We start from the raw sequence: 21,582 nt of genomic DNA, 5'->3' as shown, positions 1-21,582 counted from the left end.
CGAGGTGCTCACCCAGCAGGGTTAGCCTCGCCATCCATAGACCGGTAAAGAGCCTCTCCTGCTGGGTGAGCGCGGCAAAGATACTCTCAACTGATAATGATTATCAAATATTTCCGACAGCCGCTCAGCGCGGCAAGGACACCCCATGTTCGCAATCAAACTCACCCTGATCCTGCTGGGCGCTCTGCTGTACCTGGTCGGCAGCGGCTGCTGGTTCTTTTGGATCGGCCCATGCCTTCTTGAGGACGGGAAAACAGCCGACATCCTCTACGCCTTCGTCGGCACCTGCGCCTGGCTGCTGATCACCTTCGGTTTCATCGTTCACATCATCAAGACAGCGCGGCCCACTACGGCCGGCGGGAGGTAGGTATGTCAGCGGCAGAACAACTCAAAGATGGCGTCACAGGTGACAAGATCCCCGAGGCGCAAATGGCCGAAATTCTCGGCACCACCATTGCGGCGCTGCGCTCGAAGCGCGCCAGGAACCAGATACCTCTTGGCGTCTGGAATAAGCATGGCAGCAGGATCATCTACAGCATCAGGAGATATTACGAATGGCTCGAAAGTCAGTGGGTCTGCCCGCAGGAATGGACCTCCACCACGGATCGATCCGCATCCGATTTACGTGGAACGGCAGCCGGCGCAGTGAAACGCTCCCCTATCCCGCGACACAGAAAGGAATCAAATCAGCCTCACAGGTTGTTGATCAGGTAAAGGGGCTGATCAAGCTGGGGCTGCTCGACGACGACAAGTACGCCGAGCTATTCCCCAGTTCCAGCAACGTCGCCGGCGGGAAGATCAACTTCGGCGAGTACGCTCAACTCTGGCTGGATAGCCGTGAGGTAGTGGCCGGCACGAAGGGGAACTACAAGGGAGCGCTAAACAGATACTGGATGCCCGGGCTGGCCCTTGTGCGGATCGATCTGATCACAACCACGCTGCTCCGCCGGGTTATGGCTTCCAGGGAGTGGAAGTCGCCAGGGGTGAAGCGCAACGCGATCTCGAAGCTGTCGACAATACTGAACTCCGCCGTGTCCGAGGAGTTGATCCCGAAGAACCCGGCGGCGATCCTGGAGCTGCCCAAGCGCAGTAAGAAGGAAATCGACCCGTTCACCCTGGACGAGGCGAACCAGATCATCGCCAAAATGTACGAGCATAGTCACTGGCCGAGCACGATCTATGCGGCCTTTTTTGAATTTGTGTTTTTTACGGGAATGCGCCTATCCGAAGCCCTGGCGATGCGCTGGGATGCGGTTGACGAAGAGAAGAGGACGGCCCACGTGTGTCGCGGGATCGCCTTGGGGGAAGTGGTGGAGCGTACGAAAACCGGCGGAGACCGATTCGTTTTGTTGAATGACCGGGCCATGCACTCCCTGCAATTTGCCAGGGAGTACGCGGAGCGTCGGAAAAAAGGCAAAGGGAAAGTGCTGGAAACGCCCTTCATTTTCCCGCCGTCAAAGAACTCGGAGTACGTGAAACAGACATCTGACCTGCACAAGCAGTGGATTCCGACTCTGAAAGCTCTGAATATCCGTCGTCGGCCGCCATACAACTGTCGTCACACCTATGCGACAATATGCATTATGTCTGGCATGAACCCCGCCTTCATCTCCCAGCAGCTCGGCCATAGTGTGCAGATGCTGCTCTCGACTTATGCGCGTTGGATCAACTCAAGCTCGGACTGGAGCGAAATGGAAAAGCTCCAGATTGGTCCCAAATTGGTCCCAGCTCAAATAAGCGCACCCTAAGCTATTGATAGGTAAAGTAATTGATCTCCACAGCTAACATCACCATGCAGTTCGGCGCCAAGCCGCTATTTGAGAACGTTTCGGTCAAGTTCGGCGCAGGCAACCGTTATGGCCTGATCGGCGCCAATGGTTGCGGCAAGTCGACCTTCATGAAAATCCTCGGTGGCGACCTCGACCCGTCGGGTGGCCAGGTCATGCTCGAGCCGAACGTACGCCTGGGTAAACTGCGCCAGGACCAGTTCGCCTACGAAGAATTCACCGTACTCGACACCGTGATCATGGGTCACGAAGAGCTGTGGAAGGTCAAGGCCGAGCGCGATCGCATCTACTCGCTGCCGGAAATGACCGAAGACGACGGCATGGCCGTGGCCGAGCTGGAAACCGACTTCGCCGAGATGGACGGCTACACCGCCGAATCCCGTGCTGGCGAATTGCTGCTGGGCCTGGGTATCGGCATCGAGCAGCACAATGGCCCGATGAGCGAAGTGTCACCCGGCTGGAAGCTGCGCGTATTGCTGGCCCAGGCGCTGTTTTCCGATCCGGAAGTGTTGCTGCTCGACGAGCCAACCAACCACCTGGACATCAACACCATCCGCTGGCTGGAAAACATCCTGACTCAGCGTAACAGCCTGATGATCATCATCTCTCACGACCGTCACTTCCTGAACAGCGTCTGCACCCACATGGCCGACCTGGACTACGGCGAGCTGCGTCTGTTCCCGGGCAACTACGACGAATACATGACCGTGGCGACCCAGTCCCGCGAGCAGTTGCTGTCGGACAACGCCAAGAAGAAAGCGCAGATCTCCGAGCTGCAATCCTTCGTCAGCCGCTTCTCGGCCAACGCCTCGAAAGCCAAGCAGGCCACCTCCCGCGCCAAGGCGATCGACAAGATCCAGCTGGCCGAAGTCAAGCCATCGAGCCGCGTCAGCCCGTTCATCCGCTTTGACCAGACCAAAAAGCTGCACCGCCAGGCGGTCATCGTCGATCGCATGGCCAAAGGCTTTGACGGCAAGACGCTGTTCAAGGACTTCAGCTTCCAGGTTGAAGCCGGCGAGCGCGTGGCGATCATCGGCCCGAACGGTATCGGCAAGACCACCCTGCTGCGCACCCTGGTTAATGAACTGACCCCGGACGCCGGGACCGTCAAGTGGACCGACGCGGCTGAACTGGGCTACTACGCCCAGGACCACGCGTCGGACTTCGAAGACGAATCCAACCTGTTCGACTGGATGGGCCGCTGGACCAAGGAAGGCGAACAAGTGGTTCGCGGCACCCTGGGCCGTATGCTGTTCTCCAACGACGAGATCCTGAAGTCGGTGAAGGTGATTTCCGGTGGTGAGCAAGGCCGCATGCTGTTCGGCAAGCTGATCCTGCAAAAGCCGAACGTGCTGATCATGGACGAACCGACCAACCACTTGGACATGGAATCCATCGAGGCGCTGAACCTGGCGCTGGAGAACTATCCGGGCACGCTGATCTTCGTCAGCCATGACCGTGAGTTCGTCTCGTCCCTGGCCACTCGCATCATCGAGCTGAGCCCGAGTGGTGTGATCGACTTCAGCGGTACTTATGACGATTACCTGCGCAGTCAGGGTGTGGTTTTCTAAGCACTGCCAGTTGTTTGAAATGCAAAAGCCCCGTCCAGTGTGATGGGGCTTTTTTTGCGGTTGGAGTTGGCGCTCCCAGACTTCCCCCGCCCCCTGTGGGAGCCGTCGAGCCCCAGCGAGGCCGGGTCAGGCGACCTCTTTATCGACTGTGCCGCCGCCTTCGCAGCCTCGCTAAAGCTCGACAGCTCCCACATTCGATGTCCACAACCCAAGTACTTGCGACCGAACACACAACTCCCAGACTTCCCCCGCCCCCTGTGGGAGCCGTCGAGCCCCAGCGAGGCCGCGATGGCGGTGTGTCAGGCGACCTCTTTATCGACCATGCCGCCGCCTTCGCAGCCTCGCTAAAGCTCGACAGCTCCCACATTCGATGTACGCAACCCAAGTACTTGCGACCGAACACACAACTCCCAGACTTCCCCCGAACCCTGTGGGAGCCGTCGAGCCCCAGCGAGGCCGCGATAGCGGTGGGTCAGGCAACCTCTTTATCGACCATGCCACCGCCTTCGCAGCCTCGCTAAAGCTCGACAGCTCCCACATTTAATCGTGCCCGCTTTAGCTTTTGATCTGGCTGTTGCTTCACCACACTCAAGCCGGCCGGTAGGCCGCTGTGCTCTTGATCTTGCTTTTGATCTTGATCTTAGGCGCCCCGTTAAACCACGCTGGCCGAACGCAGGCTTTGGAGCGTGGGTAACCTGGCAGGACTCCAGGTTAGCCGTCCTGGGCCAGGGATGGCCCATGACGGCGGCCCACGGTCCAAAGCCGGAGTGAGCACACCGAGCCTAGGCGAGGTGCCGAGCGGTGGGGCAAGAGCGTTTTGCTTACTTTTGCGCTCTTCAAAAGTGAGCCGCTGTAAGAGCGGAACCAATAGCGGCCGTTACCTAAATAACGGATATACACACCCCTTCAAAAACACCCAATATAGTTAGCCTGCTTCCTTTTACCCCATGCCCTTGCCATGATGCACTCACCGCCGCCCGCGAACGAGTCCCCATGCCTGCCCCACAGCCCGCCGCCCCCAGCTCCTTGTCGATCACCCTGCAGATCGTCTCCATCGTCTTCTACACCTTTATCGCGTTTATCTGCATCGGCCTGCCGATTGCGGTAATCCCCGGCTATGTCCACGGCGAGCTGGGCTTCAGCGCGGTGATCGCCGGGATAACCATCGGCTCGCAATACCTGGCCACGCTGCTCAGCCGCCCGATGGCCGGGCGCATGTCGGACAATGTGGGCACCAAGCGCGCCATCGTGCTGGGCTTGAGCGGAATCCTGCTGAGCGGCGTGCTGACGTTTATCGCCACGCTGGTGCAAAGCCTGCCGTTGCTGAGCCTCGGCATCTTGATTGTCGGGAGGCTATTACTGGGGGTGGCGCAGGGCCTGATCGGCGTCGGCACCATCAGTTGGTGCATGGGCGCAGTCGGCGCCGAACACACCGCGCGCTCGATCTCCTGGAACGGCATCGCCTCCTACGGCGCGATTGCCATTGGCGCACCGCTTGGGGTGGTGATGGTTGCCGATTACGGCTACACCAGCCTCGGCATCGCCCTCACGTTGCTTTCCGCCCTGGGCCTGCTGCTGATTCGCAACAAACCTTCGGTGCCCGTGGTGCGCGGCGAGCGGCTGCCGTTCTGGGCGGTACTCGGACGTATCGCACCGTTTGGCGCCAGCCTGTGTCTCGCATCGATTGGCTACGGCACCCTCACCACCTTTATCACCCTCTACTACCTGAGCCGTGGCTGGATCGGCGCCGCCTGGTGCCTGACGGTATTTGGCGTGTGCTTTATCCTGTCACGCCTGGTGTTTATCACGGCCATCAACCGCTTCGGCGGCTTCACGGCGGCGATTGCCTGCATGACCATCGAAACCCTCGGGCTGACGCTGCTGTGGCTGGCACCGTCCACCGGCGTGGCCCTGATCGGCGCCGGGCTGACCGGCTTTGGCTTGTCCCTGGTGTACCCGGCGCTGGGCGTGGAGGCAATCAAGCAAGTGCCCAACAGCAGCCGGGGCGCCGGGTTGAGTGCGTATGCGGTGTTTTTTGACCTGGCGCTGGCCATTGCCGGGCCGGTGATGGGCGCGGTGGCGTTGAACCTGGGCTATTCGTGGATCTTCTTCTGCGCCGCTTTGCTCTCCGTCACCGGCCTGGGCCTGACGTTGCTGCTCAAGCGCCGCGCTTACTGATCCGCCGTCTGCAAGCCCGCCCGGGTGGATTGCCCAAGGGTGTGATTGAAGAACCGCCCGGCCTCGGAGATCAGGTCGCGGTGAATGCTTTCACGGTCAACCCCGTCGGCATCGGTGCACATGGCGGGCATCGCGGCCAACTGGCTCTCATCGCAAGGCGCCATGAACACGAAGTGCCCTGCCCCGGCCAGCAGCTTGAAGTCCGGTGGCTCCGGCAGCTTTCGCGCCAGGGCCTCGGCGTTCTTGTCCACGGCCACCAGCTTGTCGCCGTCGCCGCTGTAGAGCAGCACGGGCACATGCACGTCGGCGAGGGTGTGGCGGCCAAACATCAGGCTCAGCGGCGCCATCAACATCAACGCATGGATGCGCGGGTCGGCCTGTGGTTGCAAATCGTCACGGTCGACGATCAGTTCGCCCTTGGTGGTGCACGCGTCGCGGTCTTCAGGGCGTTGTTGGCAGTAGCGGCGCAGGCGGTCCAGGTCCGGCTTGGCACCGGCGAGGATCAGCGCGGTTTCGCCGCCGGCCGAATAGCCGATGACACCCACCTGGTCGACGTTGACGAACGGCGACAGCATCGGGTCGCCGAGGGTGGCGGTGATGGCTTCGGAAATCTGGATCGGCCGCCCATACAGGTTGCTCAAGGTCCCCAGGCGGCTGTGGTCCTTGTAGTTGTCGCCAGGGTGCAGCACCGCCACCACGACGAACCCCTTACGCGCCAGAGAGGTCGCGAGGTCGTGCAGGGCCAGGGGTGTGCCGGTATTGCCATGGGACAGCATCAACATCGGAAAACGGCCAATGGCGATTTTCGAATCTTCAGTGGCAGCGATGTGATAGGCGCCCACCTTGGTGATGTGTTCCTGGTCAGTGGACGGATAGAACGCGACGGCCTTCATCGGCTGAAGATCCAGCGGATCGAGAAACGTCATCCGATGAAAGCCCACACTCCAATGGGGGTGCGGTGCGGGCGCGGCTTGCACTGAAATCAGGCCACCGAGCAGAGAAAGAACCAAGACGGCACAAAGACGCATCATGAGGATGTCCACCTTTGTTGCATAAGCCCGCGTAGCTATTGAAATATCCATGGTTCAGGCGCTCGGACTGGCAGGGTTTACCCATGCGTGCATAACCTGGGCCAAAGTAGTGACAGCGGGTAAACGAAAAAACTCCGTACTCCGTTCGCTTTTCAGGCGAGCAGAATACAGAGTTTAGGCGCCTCGATTCAGATTGATATCGAGGAACAGCAAAATTTACACAAGTCTTACGCTGCAGCGAACAACTGGTCGCTGATTAATACATGGGCGTCGCTCATTGCCTTGGTGCGGGCCTCGTCACCGTAAGCCAGGCCGTGGGCACGGACGAACTCGATGTCGGTGATCCCGAGGAACCCCAACAGCACGGTCAAGTAGTCTTCGTGGGCTGCGCCCGTCGGCTGGCCCACATGCAAGCCGCCGGAGGTGGAAACAATGATGACTTTCTTGCCGCCACACAGGCCTTCCGGGCCGGCTTCGGTGTAACGGAACGTCTGGCCGGCGACGGCAATGCGGTCGATCCAGGCTTTCAGTTGGGTCGGGATGGTGAAGTTGTACATCGGCGCAGCCAGCACTACGGCGTCTGCTGCCAGGAATTCGGCCAGGGTGGAAGCGCTCAGGTCGGCTTCGTGTTTTTGCACGGCATCGCGCAATTCGGCGGCAGTGCCCAGGGCGCCCAGGGTGACACCGGAGAAGTGGTTGATGGCGTCAGCGGCCAAGTCACGATAAACCACTTCGACACCCGGCTCCGCTGCCTGCCAGGCTTTGACGACACCGGCGCTCAACTGACGGGAAACCGAGTTGTCGCCGAGGATGCTGGAATCGATATGCAACAGTTTCATGGTTCATCTCCAAGTAAGCATCGCCTTTGGCGACGGAATGGAACTAAGCCTACAGATGAATCCAATCAACGATTAGTCGGGCAGAATGCGATTGTTTGTCCCACTGACAGGACAGTGATCCTAATGTGACGAGACATAGATCGACCCGCTCGTGGGCGCCGGCAACGCGTAGGTACGCTTCATCCAGCCAATCTCTTCATGGGGCGTGCGGCCAAAAAACCGCTTGAACTCGCGGCTGAACTGCGAAGCGCTCTCATACCCGACCCTGGCGCAGGCCGTGGCGGCGCTGATGTCACTCCTCAGCATCAGTAACCGCGCCTGGTGCAAGCGTGTCGACTTCAGGTACTGCATCGGCGAGGTGTCGGTCACCGTACGAAAGTGCGCATGAAAACTCGGCACGCTCATCATTGCTTCCCTGGCCAACGTTTCCACGTCAAGGCGCTGCGCATAACACGCGTGGATCTTGCGAATCGCCCGGGCCACCTTGCCAAACTGCCCCTGGAGATTCAGTGCAGCCCGCATCGAACCGCCCTGCTCGCCCGTGATGATGCGGTAGTAGATTTCCCGCATCAGGGTCGGCCCGAGCACCCGCGCGTCCACTGGCACACTCATCGCCTCCAGAAAGCGCAGCAACGACTCACTGAGCTTGTCATCCATCGGCGAGGCGTACATGCCCTTGGGCCTGGCGTCGGGCTGCGGGGCCAACGCGTCGAGCTCCAGCATCAGCTCGGCGGCCAGGTTGAAATCCAGGCGCAAATACACCGCGAGCATCGGCTCTGCTTCACTGGCCTCGGTTTCCATGGTGAAGGGTACCGGCACCGACACCACCAGGTAGTGCTGGGCGTCGTAAACGTAGACGTCCTCGCCCAGGTAACCACGCTTGCGGCCCTGGCATACGATCACAATACCCGGGTCGTAAAGCACCGGAACCCGCGCCAGGGGCCGATTGGAGCGCAGGAAACGCACGTCATCCAGCGGCGTCAGGTTGTAACCCTCCACGGGCGCCAACTGTCCCATCAGCTCGACGATTCGGCGGGTACGTGGATGTTCGAGGCTCATTGGAATGCACTGTTCGGGGAAAACCAAAAGGTAACCCGTCGGTGCTTCACTGGCCAGGCAACCGTAGGCGCAAGCTTGCTCACCGCTGTATTTTGGGGTGGATTTGCCGACGTCAGGCGCGGATAGTTCGTCCCATTGACAGGACAATAGGCCGACCATGCAAGATCTGAATGACCTCTACTATTTCGCCAAGGTAGTGGAAGCCGGCGGTTTCGCCGCCGCCGGACGGCTGCTGGGGATTCCCAAGTCGCGGCTGTCGCGGCGCATCGCCGAACTGGAGGAGCGCCTCGGCGCCCGCTTGCTGCAACGCACCACCCGCCAACTGACCCTGACCGCCGTGGGTGAACGCTACCTGCGCCACTGCCAGGCGATGTTGCTGGAGGCGGAAATGGCCGATGAGGCGGTGGCCAGCATGTCCAGCGAACCCCGCGGCCGGCTGCGGGTCAGCAGCCCGGTGGGCCTGGCTCACCAATTCCTGCAGACCGTGGTGGCGGATTTTCTCACCGCCAACCCGCTGGTGCAGTTGGAGATGAGCCTGGTCAACCGCCGCGTCGACCTGGTGGCCGAAGGCATTGATGTGGCCTTGCGCGTGCGTGAGCTCGGGGATGAAGACCCGCTGCTGGTGACCAAGCGCCTGCGCCAGGCCCAGACGGCGATTGTCGCCAGCCCCGGTTTTGTGCGTGAGCGGCAAATCAACAGCCTGGAAGACCTCAAGCAATTGCCCGTGCTGGGCGCCCTGGAAGCAGACCGCATGGTGCACTTCCGCATGCTCAGTCCGGAGGGCAACAGCCACGACCTGGTCATGGAAGCACGGTTGGGCATCGACGATTTCCTGGTTCGCAAAGCCTGCGCCCTCGCCGGCCTGGGGTTTACCGTGCTGCCCATGATGTATTGCGAGGAAGAATTGGCCAGCGGCCAGTTGGTGCAGTTGTTGCCCGAATGGTCATTGCCGGGCGGCTGGTTGCAGGCGGTCTACCCACATCGGCGCGGCGTGTTGCCGGCCGTGCGGGCCTGGATCGACCATCTGGATAACGCCTTCAAGGAATGTGGAGACCGTTTGTTATGAGAATGACCGAAGCACAAGTCACCGAGTTTTGCCTGGGCTTGCCCGGTGCGCGGGAAGACTACAAATGGGGCGGCGTGCGGGTATTTTCGATTGCCGGCAACAAGATGTTTGCCTTGCAGAACCTGCGGGGTGACTCGCTGGCGTTCAAGGTCGACAAGGAGCTGTTCCTGGGCCATGTGGATCGCCCGGGCATCCACCCGGCGCCGTACCTGGCACGAGCGCAGTGGATCATCATGAACACGCCCTACCCGCTGGGCGCCGAAGAACTGCGTGGCCTGTTGCAACGTTCTCACCAGTTGGTGGTGAGCAAGCTGCCCAAGCGCACGCAGATCGGTTTGTTGCTAGAAGATCGAGAGTAGCGTGCCACCCAGGAACAACTGATCAATCCAGAACACCTGGTGCAGCAACACGATCAACCAGAACACCACCTGATAAGACACTTTGCGCGTCTTGTGGCGGAATACCTGCTGGGCAATCAACGCCCCCGGCCAACCGCCTGCCAGCTCAACGGCGTGCAGGACATTTTCCGGGGTGCGCCAGCTGTCTTCGCGGGCCTTGCGCTTGTCGCTCCAGTACAGCAGGAACGCCAGCACGCTGACCACGCCATAGGCCACCAGCGGGATCAGCGAAACCCCGCGATACCACAGCAGCGCCGAACCAAACAGCGGCGCGGCGCACAACAGTGCAAACACCAACGCCTTGAAGCGCGGATGCTGGAGGGTCATGGCTTGACGGCCGACCAGTCGATCCAGCCGAACTGCCAGGTGGCCAGGATCACCAGGCCGAAGGCGATCCGGTACCAGGCAAACGCCGCGTAGCTGTGGCTGGCGATGAACTTGAGCAGCGCCTTGACCGCGATCATCGCAAAGATGAACGAGGTGACGAACCCGATGGCAAACACAGGAAGGTCATCCGGCTGGAACAGGTGACGGTACTTGTAGCCCGAATACACCGCCGCACCGACCATGGTGGGCATCGCCAGGAAGAACGAGAACTCGGTGGCGGTCTTGCGTGACAAGCCGAACAACAGACCACCGATGATGGTGGCACCGGAGCGCGAGGTGCCCGGGATCATCGCCAGGCACTGGGCGAAGCCGACCTTGATGGCGTCCTTCCAGGTGATGTCGTCGACGGTTTCGGCGTGCACTTCATGCTGGCGGCGCTCGGCCCACAACATGATGACGCCGCCCACCACCAACGCCGCCGCAACGGTGATTGGGTTGAACAGGTAATGCTTGATCAGGTCGGCGAAAATCACCCCCAGCACCACTGCCGGCAACACGGCGATGATCAGGTTGCCGGTGAAGCGCTGGGCATTGCGCTGGGTCGGCAAGCCGATGACCACATCCAGGATCTTGCGTCGAAACTCCCACACCACCGCCAGGATCGCGCCCAGCTGGATGATGATATTGAACGCTTCAAAGCGCTCGCCACCGAAGTTGATCAGGTCGGCGACGATAATCTGGTGCCCGGTACTGGAGATCGGCAAAAACTCCGTCAGCCCTTCTACAACCCCGAGTATCAGTGCCTGTACGGCGGTCCAAAGATCCATCGATTCCCCCAAAGGTCATGCCCACGGCATGCCTCGTTGATATTTTTTAGACGTTCACTAACGAAGAGTGCGCTGCAAGCACAGCGCAAATAATCAAGGCCGAACTGCGAAAATTCCGTGAAAAATCAGGCAGGACTCAGGTTTTTTGATTCTGGGCCGAAAGCCTATCAGACAAGCCGGAAAAGTCGATGCAGCACCCAAAATTATAAGAACACGGAGTGACAGGACCATGAACAGTTTGCGCAATATGTCTATCAGCCGGCGACTCTGGCTGATCCTGATCGTCGCCGTGCTGATGCTGCTAACCCTCGGCCTGCTTATGCTCAGGCAGATTCATGGCGACCTGTACCAGGCCAAGAGCGAGCAGACCCAGCGTGTGGTGCAAACCGCCAGCGGGATCCTGACTTATTATCACAGCCTCGAAACCAGTGGCGTCCTGACCCGTGAAGCGGCGCAGAAGCAAGCCTTGAGCGCGGTACGTGGCCTGCGCTACGGGAAGGATGATTACTTCTGGATCAATGACCTCACCCCCGTGATGATCATGCACGCGGCCAACCCCAAGCTCGACGGCCAGAACCTGTCGGCCATCCGCGACCCGGACGGTTTTGCGGTGTTCAACGAGTTCGTGATCCTGGCCAAGGCCAAAGGCGCCGGGATGGTGAATTACCGCTGGCCCAAGCCCGGGGCGGATGCGCCGGTGGCCAAGACCTCGTATATCCAGCTGTTTGAACCCTGGGGCTGGATCATCGGCTCCGGCGTGTATGTCGATGACGTGCAAGGCGAGTTCCGGGGCCAGGTGTGGAAAGCCTCAATGGTCGGCCTGGTGATTGCCGTGATCATGGCCCTGCTGGTGGTGCTGATTGCCCGCAGCATCGTGCGTCCGCTGCAACAGGCGGTGAATGCGATGGCCAATATCGCCAGTGGCGAAAGCGACCTGACCCGCACCCTCGACACCCACGGCCAGGACGAAGTCACCCAATTGTCCCGCCACTTCAACGGCTTTACCGCCAAGTTGCGGCAAGTAGTCGGCCAGTTGCAGACCTGCGCCAACGCGCTGGGCCAGTCGTCCACCGAGCTGGGCAGCAACGCCAGCGACGCCCATGACCGCAGCCAGCAGCAATCGCAGCAAATGGAACTGGTGGCAACCGCGATCAACGAAGTCACCTATGGTGTGCAGGATGTGGCCAAGAACGCCGAGCACGCCGCCAGTGAAATGCGCGATGCCCAGGTGCAGGCCGAACAGGGCCAGCTCAATATCGACGGCAGCCTGCAACGAATCGACCAGCTCTCCAGCACCATCAGCCAGGCGGTGGAGGTGATCCGCACCCTGTCGACTGAAAGCACGCAGATTGGCGGGGTACTGGAAGTGATCCGTTCCATCGCCGACCAGACCAACCTGCTGGCCCTCAACGCCGCCATCGAAGCAGCCCGTGCCGGGGAGCAAGGCCGTGGGTTTGCGGTGGTGGCCGATGAAGTGCGGCTGCTGGCCCAGCGTACGCAAAAATCCACCGCTGAGATCCAGGCCATGATCGAGCGCCTGCAAGGCCATTCGGAAGCGGCGGTCAAGGTCATCAGCGACAGCCACCAGGCGTCGCAACTGACCATTGAACAAGCGGGCCAGGCCGGCGCAAGCCTCACTGCCATCGGGCAAGCGCTGCGCAATCTCAATGGTTTGAACGCCTCGATTGCCAGCGCCACGTTGCAGCAGGCGCATGTGGTGGAAGACATCAATCAGAACGTCACCCAGGCGGCCGGTTTGTCCCACAGCACGGCACTGGCGGCGCAGCAGTCCAGCGCGGCGAGTGCACACTTGAAGGTCCTGAGCGAACAGCTCGACAGCCTTCTACACCAATTCAAGGTCTAACCCAGGACTAGATCGTTCCCACGCTCCGCGTGGGAACGCATCCTGTGACGCTCTGCGTCACCATTGCGCAGAGCGTCCGTAACTGCATTCCCACCCAGAGCGTGGCAACGATCTACCCCCGCGCCCACCACTCTGGTTACAATCACCGCCCTCTTCGACTCCCCCAAGGAACCGCCATGTCCGGGCTTGAACTGTTTGCCGCCGCCCTGGGGGTGATCGCTGTGTGGTTGACGGTTAAACAGAATCCGTGGTGCTGGCCCATCGGCCTGGTGATGGTGCTGCTGTACACCTGGATCTTCTTCGATGTGAAGCTCTACTCCGACATGCTCCTGCAAGTCATCTACGCGGCCCTGCAGCTCTACGGCTGGTGGCAGTGGACCCGCGCCGGCGAGGTCAAGCAAGGCCGGCAAGTCACCAGCCTGGGCCTGCAACCGATCCTCCAAGGCCTGGCCGTGGGTGCCCTGGGCAGCCTGTTGCTGGGCGCCGCCATGGCCCACTGGACCGACGCCGCCCAACCCTGGCTGGACGCGGCCCTGACTGGCTTCAGCCTGGTGGCGCAAATGTGGATGGCGCAAAAACGCGTGCAGTGCTGGCCGTTGTGGATCACCGTGGATGTGATCTTTGTCGGCCTGTTCCTCTATAAAGGCCTGTACCTCACCGCCGCGCTCTATGCCTTGTTCACCGTGATCGCCGTTCAAGGCTGGCGCGAATGGCGCGCCGACCCGGCGTTGCACGCATGAAAGTCGTGGTATTGGCCGGCCCGGAATCCAGCGGTAAAAGCTGGCTGGCCACGCAGTTGCAGGCGTATTTTGGCGGGGTGATGGTGGGCGAATACGTGCGCCATTTCATCGACCATCACCAGCGCGATACCAGCCTGGCCGATATCCCGGCCATCGCCCGTGGCCAACTGGCCTGGGAAGACGCCGCCCGCGCCGCGCAGCCCGCGTTGCTGATCCTGGACACCAATCTGCTGACCAACAAGCTGTGGAGCCAGACCCTGTTTGGCGACTGCCCGGCCTGGCTCGACAGCGAACTGCTCGCCCGCCACTACGACCTGCACCTGCTGCTGTCGCCGGAGGACGTGGAATGGACCGCCGATGGCCAGCGCTGCCAGCCGGAGTTTGCCGACCGCCTGGCGTTTTTCCAGGCCAGCCTTGACTGGCTGGAGCAACATCATCAGCCGTTACGGATCATTCGTGGGGATTGGCAAGCACGCCAGGACCAGGCCTTTTCAGCTGTGGCACAACTGCTGGATTAACCGGCGAGGACAGTGTTCATGAACCGCTCGTTACGCATTGCCATTGTCGGTGGCGGCCCCGCCGGGCTGACCCTGGCGCGGATTCTCAAGGTCAACGGTTTTGCCATCAGCGTGTTCGAGCGCGAGCGCGGACCGCTGGAACGCCCTCAGGGCGGCACCCTGGATTTACATGTGGGATCCGGCCAGCTGGCGCTCAAAAAAGCCGGCCTTGAAGATGCCTTCCGCACCATCGCCCGTTATGAAGACCAAGGCTCGCGCCTGATGGACAAACACGCGCAACTGCTGTTTGAAGACCCCAGTCCAGCCGCCGGCGACCGTCCGGAAGTCGACCGCACCGCCTTGCGGCAAGTCCTCCTGGATTCGTTGCCTGCTGATTGCGTGAAATGGGACGTCAACGTCAGCGAGATCCGCCAGGCCGGCGACACGTGCTGGACCGTGCATCAGGGCGACACCGTCCACGGCCCGTTTGACCTGGTCGTCGGTGCCGACGGTGCCTGGTCGAAAGTGCGCCCCTTGCTGTCGCGCTATCAACCGCAATACAGCGGGCTGACGTTTATCGAGTTCGGGATTGATGACGTCGACCGCCGCCACCCGGCTCTCGCCAGACTCGTCGGCAAAGGCAAGCTGGACGTTTCCGGAGACGCCAGGTTGCTGGTCGTGCAGCGCAATGCCAATGCGCACCTGCGCGGCTATGCGATCTTCCGCGTCCCTACCGACTGGGCAGCGCAACAACTCGACTGGTCGACGCCACACGCGACCCGCCAATCGCTGCTGGCGCAGTTCGAAGGTTGGCACCCGGACATCCTGGCGCTGCTGCACGCCTCAGACGAGCGCTTTGTGTCCCGGGCCATTTACGCGCTGCCCGTCGGGCATCATTGGGCACACCGCCCAGGCCTGACCCTGATCGGCGATGCCGCACACCTGATGTCACCGTTTGGTGGCGAAGGCGTCAATGCGGCGATGCTCGATGCTGCGGAGTTGGCTCGGCATTTGATTGAGAACACCTCATGCTCCGCGGCGGTGAAAGCCTATGAAGCCGAGATGTTCGAGCGCATTGAACCCATCGCCCGTGACAGCGCCGAAGCGGCCGCCACCCAACTCTCCCATGATGATATCGCCCTCTCCCTGGCGCACTTTCGCAGCCACCAGGAAGAGTACGACGGGTTGACGCCTCAGTAGCCCAACGACAAACCGGTGTTGCGCCGTGGGTCGTTGGCCCCGTAGAAGCGGTTGTTGCCCACTGGCTTGCCATCCAGGGACGGCGCGCCTACCAGGATCGCCGCCAGGTGGTTGGCGTCCTGCGGGCCGGCAAACTTGTGGCCCCAGCCTTCGAGGATTTTCTGGGTGTCCGGGCTCAGGGCAAAGCGCTCGATATTGGTCGACTCCGGCAGCCATTGCTGGTGGAAACGCGGCGCGTCCACGGCTTCCTGAATGTTCATCTTGTAGTCGATCACATTGAGGATGGTCAGCAAGGTGGCCGTGATGATGCGGCTGCCACCCGGCGTCCCCACCACCATCACCGCCTTGCCATCCTTGGTGACGATGGTCGGGCTCATGGACGACAGCGGCGTCTTGCCCGGGGCGATGGCGTTGGCTTCGCCCTGGACCAGGCCGTACATGTTCGGCACGCCGATCTTGGAGGTGAAGTCGTCCATTTCATCGTTGAGGATCACCCCGGTCTTGCTCGCCATCACGCCGGCGCCGAACCAGTCGTTGAGGGTGTAAGTCACCGAGACCGCGTTGCCCCACTTGTCGACGATGGAGTAGTGGGTGGTGTTATTGCCTTCGTGGGGCGAAACTCCGGGTTTGATGTCCTGGGAGATCCCGGCTTTCTGTGGGTCGATGGCAGCGCGCAGTTTGGCGGCGTAGTCCTTGTCCAGCAGGTGCTCCACCGGGTTCTGCACGAAGTCCGGGTCGCCGAGGTAGCTGTTGCGGTCGACGTAGGCGTGGCGCATGGCTTCGATCTGGTAGTGCAGGCCCTGGGCCGAGTGATAGCCAAGATCGGCCATCGGGTAGCCTTCAAGGATGTTCATGATTTCGCAGATGACCACCCCACCGGAGCTGGGTGGTGGCGCGGACACCACGTGATAGCCACGGTAGTCACACTCGATGGGTGCCAGTTCGCGGGTCTTGTATTTGTCCAGGTCGGCCTGGGTGATGATGCCTTTGCCCGACTGGCTGGAGTCGACAATGGCCTTGGCTACCCAGCCCTTGTAGAAGCCGTCGGTGCCCTTGGCGGAGATTTCCCGCAGGGTTTTCGCCAGGTCTTTCTGCACCAGCTTCTGGCCCACCAGCATCGGCTCGCCACCGTGCAGGAAGATGCCGCGCAGGTCTTTGTCTTTCTTGAATTCGTCGGTAGCGGTGTGCAGCAGGTCGACATCGCCCTGCTCCAGGGCAAACCCGTCTTCAGCCAGCTTGATCGCCGGGGCGATCACCTGGGCACGCTTGAGGGTGCCGTATTTGCTCAACGCCAGTTCCATACCCGATACGGTGCCGGGTACGCCGACTGCAAGGTGGCCCTTGGAACTGAGGTCCGGAACGACGTTGCCATCCTTGTCCAGGTACATGTCGGCAGTCGCCGCCAGCGGGGCTTTTTCGCGGAAATCGAGGAACGTCTTGCGTCCGTCGGCCAGTTGCACAGTCATGAAGCCTCCGCCGCCCAGGTTGCCGGCCGCCGGGTAGACCACGGCCAGGGCGTAGCCCACCGCCACCGCCGCATCCACGGCATTGCCACCGGCCTTGAGCACGTCCACGCCCACATGGGTGGCGAGATGCTGGGCCGTGACCACCATGCCATTTTCGCCAGCCACCGGGGCCTGGGAGGCCGCCTGTACACCGCTGACGGTCAGCACCAACGCGGTGGCAATCAAAGTTCGGGTAAACGGTTGGTATTTCATCCCTGCATACTCTGTTTATTAGAAGAACTAGAAAGTAATACGTTTCGGATCCAGGCCCCAGTGTTTTGCCGCGTTTGTGACAGAGCCTGTCGGTAACGGAATAATGCCCATGCTATATTCCGGGCCTTTACGCTGCGCAGCAGAGGCTTTTCGATGGTGATCAAGAAGACCGGTATCCGCGCCCAGCAGGCCGACCAGACCCGCGCGCGGATTCTCCAGGCGGCGGTCAAGGTCTTCACCCGCGACGGCTATTCCGGCGGCCGCGTCGAAAGCATCTCGCGGGAGGCCGACTCCAACGACCGCATGTTGTATTACTACTTCGGCAGCAAGGAGCATCTGTTTGTGTGTGTGCTGGAGCACACCTACGAGCAGTTCAATAAAGCCGAAAGCAAACTCAAGCTCGACCTGAGTGCGCCGGTGCAAGCGTTGCAGGCGTTGGTGGGGTTTATCTGGAATTACTACGTCAAGCATCCCGAGTTTGTGGCGATCCTGAGTATCGAGAACCTGCACAAGGGCAAGCATGCGAAGCAGTCCGGGGAGCTGCGGCGGTTGTCCGGGGAGGCGGTTGGGGTGTTGCGGCCGATCATTGAAGCAGGTCAGGCCCAGGGGCTGTTTCGTGAGGATGTGGACATCAAGCATGTGTACTTGATGATTGCTTCGTTGTGCTACTTCTATAACTCCAACCAGCACACGCTGAGTTCGTTTCTGGGGGAGGATCTGGCGGACAAGGGACAGCAGCGAGATTGGCTGGGGTTTATCAGTGATCTGGTGTTGCGTGGTGTATGCCTGACACCGCCCATCCAACGGTAGAACCTAGATCTAAATGTGAGAGCGGGCTTGCTCGCGAATGCGGTGTATCAATCAGTACATTTGGCGACTGACGGACCGCTTTCGCGAGCAAGCCCGCTCCCACATTCTTGACCGTGTGAATCAATGGGTGCCCGGGTTGGCTCTTAGGTGAGCGACTTTTTGCTCCAAGCTGTCCCATTGCGGTGCATTGGGTGCAAAGCGCCCGCGTAGGTAGGCGGCCAGCTCTGCCACTTGGGTATTGGACAGACTGTCCTTGAAAGCCGGCATGTAACCCAGGTCCTTGGTCGCCGGAGTACTGATCCCTTGCAAAATCACTTTGATCAGATTGTCCGGTTGATCACTGTGCACGTTGGTATTGGTCGCCAGTGACGGGCTGACCCCGAACAGCTTCGGCCCCTGCCCGTCGGCATGGCAGGCCTTGCACGAGCCTTCGAATACCCGCCGCCCGTTGGCATTGGGCATCGTCGCCGTCGCCACGACCTGCGCTTCGGCCTCTGCGCTGTCATTCAGTGAAGCCAGGTACACCGCCATCGCACGGATGTCGGTCTTGGGCAATTTCGCCAGTTCGGTCACCACCGGCCCCATCGGCCCTGTCGCTACGCCGTGGGCATCGGAATAACCGGTGCTCAGATAGGTGAACAATTGGTCCTCGGTCCACGGCGTCGGCGCCTTGGACAAGCCATTCAACGCCGGCGCGTCCCAACCATCCACCACGCCGCCCGCGAGGAACGCTTTGCCGCCCTTCTCCGCCCCCATCAGGTTGCGCGGCGAGTGGCACGCCGCGCAGTGCCCCAAACCGTTGACCAGATAGGCGCCGCGATTCCATTGCTCACTTCTTTGGGGCTGCACGCTGATTTCCCCTCGGCGCAAAAACAGTGCATTCCAGCCGGCCATCAACGGCCGGATATTGAATGGAAAACTCATCGCATTCGGCACCGGCGCCTGGCTCACCGGCGCCTGGGACATCAGGTAGGCGTACAGCGCCTGCATGTCCGCATCGTTGATATTGCGAAACGCGGTATAGGGAAACGCCGGGTACAGGTTGCGCCCGTCACGGCCGATGCCGTCGCGCATCGCCCGCTCGAACGCCGGGTACGACCAGCCGCCAATCCCGGTCTTCTCATCCGGGGTGATGTTGCTGCTGTACAGCGTGCCGAACGGCGTGTGCATGGCCAGCCCGCCGGCATTGGTGGCGCCACCCGGCGCGGTGTGGCACACCGCGCAATCCCCCACGGCGGCCAGCAAACGCCCGCGCTCCAGGGTGGCCTTGGACCAGGTGCCGGCGCTGGGCGGCGCGATCGGGGCGATTTCGCTGTGAAACGGCCACGCGGTGGCGGCCATGCCCAGCACCGCGCCAAACGCCGCGAACAGCGAGCCGAACAACCATTTGCGGCGCTTCTCCGGGGACTTCGCCGGCTCGCCCAATGTGCCTGCATTCAGCGCCGCCAATACCCGCTCGGGAGTAATCGGCAGCTCGCGAAAACGAATCCCGGTGGCGTCGTAGATCGCGTTGGCAATCGCTGCCGCGCTGGGCACCGAGGCGGATTCACCGGCGCCCATCGGTGGCTGGTCCTGGCGCGGCATCATCAGCACGTCGATCTGCGGCACTTCAGGGAAGGTCAGGATCGGATAACCGCCCCACTCCTTGCTCGCCACCGTGGACTCTTCAAAGGTCACGCGCTCCTTGAGCACGCGGCTGGTGGACTGGATCACATTGCCGTGGATCTGATGCTGCACCCCCGCCGGGTTGATCATCATCCCCGAGTCGTGCCCGATCACCACCCGGGTCACCGAGACATCGCCGGTCTGTTTGTCGATGGCCACATCCGCCACCCACGCCGCCCACGCCGCGCCGAAGCCGGGGAACTTGCTGTGGATATAGCGCGCGTAGGCAAAGCCCCGGCCTCGCAGCAGGTGGTCTTCGTTGGCGGTTTGCATCGGCGCGGTGCGCGGTGCCCAGTTGGCCCGCTCGGCCGTGGATTTCACCAGGTCGATGGCGCGCTCGTCCTTCAGGTAACGCAGGCGGTATTCCACCGGATCCACGCCGGCGGCGAACGCCAATTCGTCGATATAGGATTCATGGGCGAAGGTGTTGGGCAACGCCGACACGCCGCGCATCCACGAGGCGCGGACGATCGGCGCCATGTCGTTGATGGTGACGCGCATGTGGTCGATGTCATAGGGCGGAATCGAGGTGCGGTCGCCCATTTCGAACATCGCCGCCACGGGCTCGACCCGGCCAGTCAGCAGCAGCGCAAGGGTGGGCGCGCCGTTGGACGGGTAGCTGGTTTCAAAGTCATAGGCGGCGATGCTGCCGTCGGCGTTCAGGCCGCCGTCGACCTCCATCAGTTGCGCGGTGCCCTTGGGCTCCCACAGGTGTTCTTGCTCACGGGTTAGTTGCACCCGCACCGGTTTGCCCACGGCACGGGACAGTAGCAAGGCGTCGGCGCACACGTCATCGGCGCAGTTGCGGCCGTAGCAGCCGGCGGCCTCCATGCGGATCACGTCGATGGACTCTTCCGGGCATTCCAGCAACCAGGCCAGATCAGCCCGCAGCAAGTGCGGGTTCTGGCTGCCGGACCAGACCCGACTGACCCCGGACTGATAATCCGCCACGCCGCAGGATGGGCCAATGGAACCGTGCATCTGGTACGGCCACAGGTAGGTGCGCGGCATGCGCTGGCTGGCGGCGGCCAGGGCTGCGTCGACGTTGCCCTGGTCGAGCACGGTTCGGCGTACCCGTGGGTTATCGCGAATCGCCTGCTCCACGTCGCTCATGTCCGGCAGCTGGTTATTCCAGGGTTTCCAGTGCACCCGCAGTTCCTGGGCGGCCTTGATGGCCTGTTCTTCACGCAAGGCGACCACACCGACAAAATCACGGATCACCACCACGGCGACAATGCCCGGGATATGGGCAATGGATGATTCGTCGACGCTCAACAAGCTTTTGCCGACAAAGTCGCCGCAATCCAGCCCCGCATACGGCGGGCGGATTACCCGGCCGTGGAGCATGTCGGGCACGCGCATGTCGTGGACGTAGGTCAGCTCTCCGGTGGCTTTGCCTGGGATATCCACCCGGGCCGCGCCCTTGCCCACCAGGCGGTAATCAGCGGTGGCTTTAAGCGGTGCATCGCCGCTGATGCGCAGTTCGTCGTGCTCCCCCGTGACCAGTTCGCCATAGGTGGTGGTGCGTCCGTCTCCGGCGGTAATCACGCCCGCGTCGACCTTCAGGCTCTGTGCACTGACCGACCAACGTTGCGCCGCCCGCATCAGCAGGAAACGCCGGGCTTCGGCGGCGGCGTTGCGCAACGGGATTGCGGAGATCTGCAACGTTGCGCTGGCAATGGTCGCGCCCTGGTTCGGCGCCCGTTCGGTGTCGCCCAGCACCATGCGCACCTGCTCCATGGTCAGGTCCAGTTCTTCGGCGACGATCTGCGCCAGGGAAGTGCGAATGCCGGTGCCCAGGTCCACATGCCCGTTGAAGGCATACACCAGCCCGTCATCGTTCACCGCGATAAACAGCCCCAGTTCCTTGGGTTTCACCGTCGGTGTACCGCCCTTGGCCACTGGCCCCGAGGGCGGCAGCACATCGTCGACGATCAGCAGGACGCCGGCCTTGGCCAGCCATTGGTCGCGGGAAGGGATTGCGTCAGTCATGGTCATCGATCCA

General features: G+C 61.5%; 18 protein-coding genes. 11 read left to right on the top strand and 7 right to left on the bottom strand.

Annotated elements, in window-relative coordinates; translation table 11 throughout:
• Positions 1-145 precede the first annotated feature (145 nt).
• The 4 genes from D109_RS0103045 to D109_RS0103025 all read left to right on the top strand — a co-directional run bounded on the left by D109_RS0103045 (position 146) and on the right by D109_RS0103025 (position 5,536).
• A complete protein-coding gene (locus tag D109_RS0103045) occupies positions 146-367 on the top strand; it encodes a hypothetical protein (RefSeq protein ID WP_017475625.1) in 222 nt (73 codons plus the stop codon).
• 187 nt (positions 368-554) lie between these two features.
• Positions 555-1,748, top strand: a complete 1,194-nt coding sequence (locus tag D109_RS0103040) for a tyrosine-type recombinase/integrase (protein WP_017475624.1) — start codon at positions 555-557, stop codon at positions 1,746-1,748.
• Positions 1,749-1,768: 20 nt separating this feature from the next.
• Positions 1,769-3,358 (top strand): ABC-F family ATPase, encoded by a 1,590-nt coding sequence (locus D109_RS0103035; protein WP_008436174.1) that lies wholly within the window; start codon positions 1,769-1,771, stop codon positions 3,356-3,358.
• 993 nt (positions 3,359-4,351) lie between these two features.
• Complete coding sequence (locus D109_RS0103025; RefSeq protein WP_017475622.1) at positions 4,352-5,536, top strand: MFS transporter; 1,185 nt, start codon at positions 4,352-4,354, stop codon at positions 5,534-5,536.
• Here the strand turns inward: D109_RS0103025 and D109_RS0103020 are convergent.
• The 3 genes from D109_RS0103020 to D109_RS0103010 all read right to left on the bottom strand — a co-directional run bounded on the left by D109_RS0103020 (position 5,530) and on the right by D109_RS0103010 (position 8,465).
• Positions 5,530-6,567: a dienelactone hydrolase gene (locus D109_RS0103020; RefSeq protein WP_026077749.1), complete on the bottom strand. Its 1,038-nt coding sequence runs from the start codon at positions 6,565-6,567 to the stop codon at positions 5,530-5,532. The two genes, D109_RS0103025 and D109_RS0103020, sit on opposite strands and share 7 nt — an antisense overlap.
• A 227-nt stretch (positions 6,568-6,794) precedes the next feature.
• Complete coding sequence (locus tag D109_RS0103015) at positions 6,795-7,406, bottom strand: FMN-dependent NADH-azoreductase (RefSeq protein ID WP_017475620.1); 612 nt, start codon at positions 7,404-7,406, stop codon at positions 6,795-6,797.
• A gap of 120 nt (positions 7,407-7,526) precedes the next feature.
• Entirely contained in the window at positions 7,527-8,465 is a 939-nt protein-coding gene (locus D109_RS0103010) for an AraC family transcriptional regulator (RefSeq protein WP_017475619.1), read from the bottom strand.
• Between the two features lie 157 nt (positions 8,466-8,622).
• Here D109_RS0103010 and D109_RS0103005 point away from each other — a divergent pair, with 157 nt between their 5' ends.
• Positions 8,623-9,531, top strand: a complete 909-nt coding sequence (locus D109_RS0103005; RefSeq protein WP_017475618.1) for a LysR substrate-binding domain-containing protein — start codon at positions 8,623-8,625, stop codon at positions 9,529-9,531.
• On the top strand, positions 9,528-9,890 hold the full coding sequence (locus D109_RS0103000; protein ID WP_026077748.1) for an MmcQ/YjbR family DNA-binding protein: 363 nt from the start codon (positions 9,528-9,530) through the stop codon (positions 9,888-9,890). Before D109_RS0103005 ends, D109_RS0103000 begins: the two co-directional genes overlap by 4 nt.
• Here the strand turns inward: D109_RS0103000 and D109_RS0102995 are convergent.
• Both D109_RS0102995 and D109_RS0102990 read right to left on the bottom strand, forming a co-directional pair.
• Positions 9,873-10,256 carry a DUF1294 domain-containing protein gene (locus D109_RS0102995; RefSeq protein WP_017475616.1) on the bottom strand — a complete coding sequence of 128 codons (384 nt, stop codon included), beginning with the start codon at positions 10,254-10,256 and terminating at the stop codon, positions 9,873-9,875. The genes D109_RS0103000 and D109_RS0102995 overlap by 18 nt on opposite strands.
• Entirely contained in the window at positions 10,253-11,083 is an 831-nt protein-coding gene (locus tag D109_RS0102990; RefSeq protein ID WP_017475615.1) for an undecaprenyl-diphosphate phosphatase, read from the bottom strand. The genes D109_RS0102995 and D109_RS0102990 overlap by 4 nt, the downstream gene beginning before the upstream one ends.
• 229 nt (positions 11,084-11,312) lie before the next feature.
• Between D109_RS0102990 and D109_RS0102985 the strand changes: the two genes are divergently transcribed.
• From D109_RS0102985 to D109_RS0102970, 4 genes are all read left to right on the top strand, one after another.
• Positions 11,313-12,947: a methyl-accepting chemotaxis protein gene (locus tag D109_RS0102985; RefSeq protein ID WP_017475614.1), complete on the top strand. Its 1,635-nt coding sequence runs from the start codon at positions 11,313-11,315 to the stop codon at positions 12,945-12,947.
• 176 nt (positions 12,948-13,123) lie between these two features.
• Positions 13,124-13,687, top strand: coding sequence for a nicotinamide riboside transporter PnuC (pnuC, locus tag D109_RS0102980; RefSeq protein WP_017475613.1), 564 nt, complete (start codon positions 13,124-13,126; stop codon positions 13,685-13,687).
• The gene (locus D109_RS0102975; RefSeq protein WP_017475612.1) at positions 13,684-14,205 is read left to right on the top strand and encodes an AAA family ATPase; all 522 of its coding nucleotides are present in this window, start codon (positions 13,684-13,686) and stop codon (positions 14,203-14,205) included. The genes pnuC and D109_RS0102975 overlap by 4 nt, the downstream gene beginning before the upstream one ends.
• Before the next feature lie 18 nt (positions 14,206-14,223).
• Positions 14,224-15,384: an NAD(P)/FAD-dependent oxidoreductase gene (locus D109_RS0102970; RefSeq protein WP_017475611.1), complete on the top strand. Its 1,161-nt coding sequence runs from the start codon at positions 14,224-14,226 to the stop codon at positions 15,382-15,384.
• Here D109_RS0102970 and ggt read toward each other — a convergent pair.
• On the bottom strand, positions 15,378-17,102 hold the full coding sequence (gene ggt, locus D109_RS0102965) for a gamma-glutamyltransferase (RefSeq protein ID WP_017475610.1): 1,725 nt from the start codon (positions 17,100-17,102) through the stop codon (positions 15,378-15,380). The genes D109_RS0102970 and ggt overlap by 7 nt on opposite strands.
• A 153-nt stretch (positions 17,103-17,255) precedes the next feature.
• Here ggt and D109_RS0102960 point away from each other — a divergent pair, with 153 nt between their 5' ends.
• A complete protein-coding gene (locus D109_RS0102960) occupies positions 17,256-17,912 on the top strand; it encodes a TetR/AcrR family transcriptional regulator (protein ID WP_017475609.1) in 657 nt (218 codons plus the stop codon).
• Between the two features lie 120 nt (positions 17,913-18,032).
• Here the strand turns inward: D109_RS0102960 and D109_RS0102955 are convergent, their stop codons facing one another.
• The gene (locus D109_RS0102955; RefSeq protein ID WP_026077747.1) at positions 18,033-21,569 is read right to left on the bottom strand and encodes a molybdopterin cofactor-binding domain-containing protein; all 3,537 of its coding nucleotides are present in this window, start codon (positions 21,567-21,569) and stop codon (positions 18,033-18,035) included.
• Between the last annotated feature and the right edge of the window lie 13 nt (positions 21,570-21,582).

It is taken from the genome of Pseudomonas sp. PAMC 26793, from assembly GCF_000313235.1.
GTDB classification, from domain to species: Bacteria; Pseudomonadota; Gammaproteobacteria; order Pseudomonadales; family Pseudomonadaceae; genus Aquipseudomonas; species Aquipseudomonas yamanorum.
Note: the sequence above shows the minus strand (reverse complement) of the source record. Positions and strands in the feature narration are given on the sequence as shown.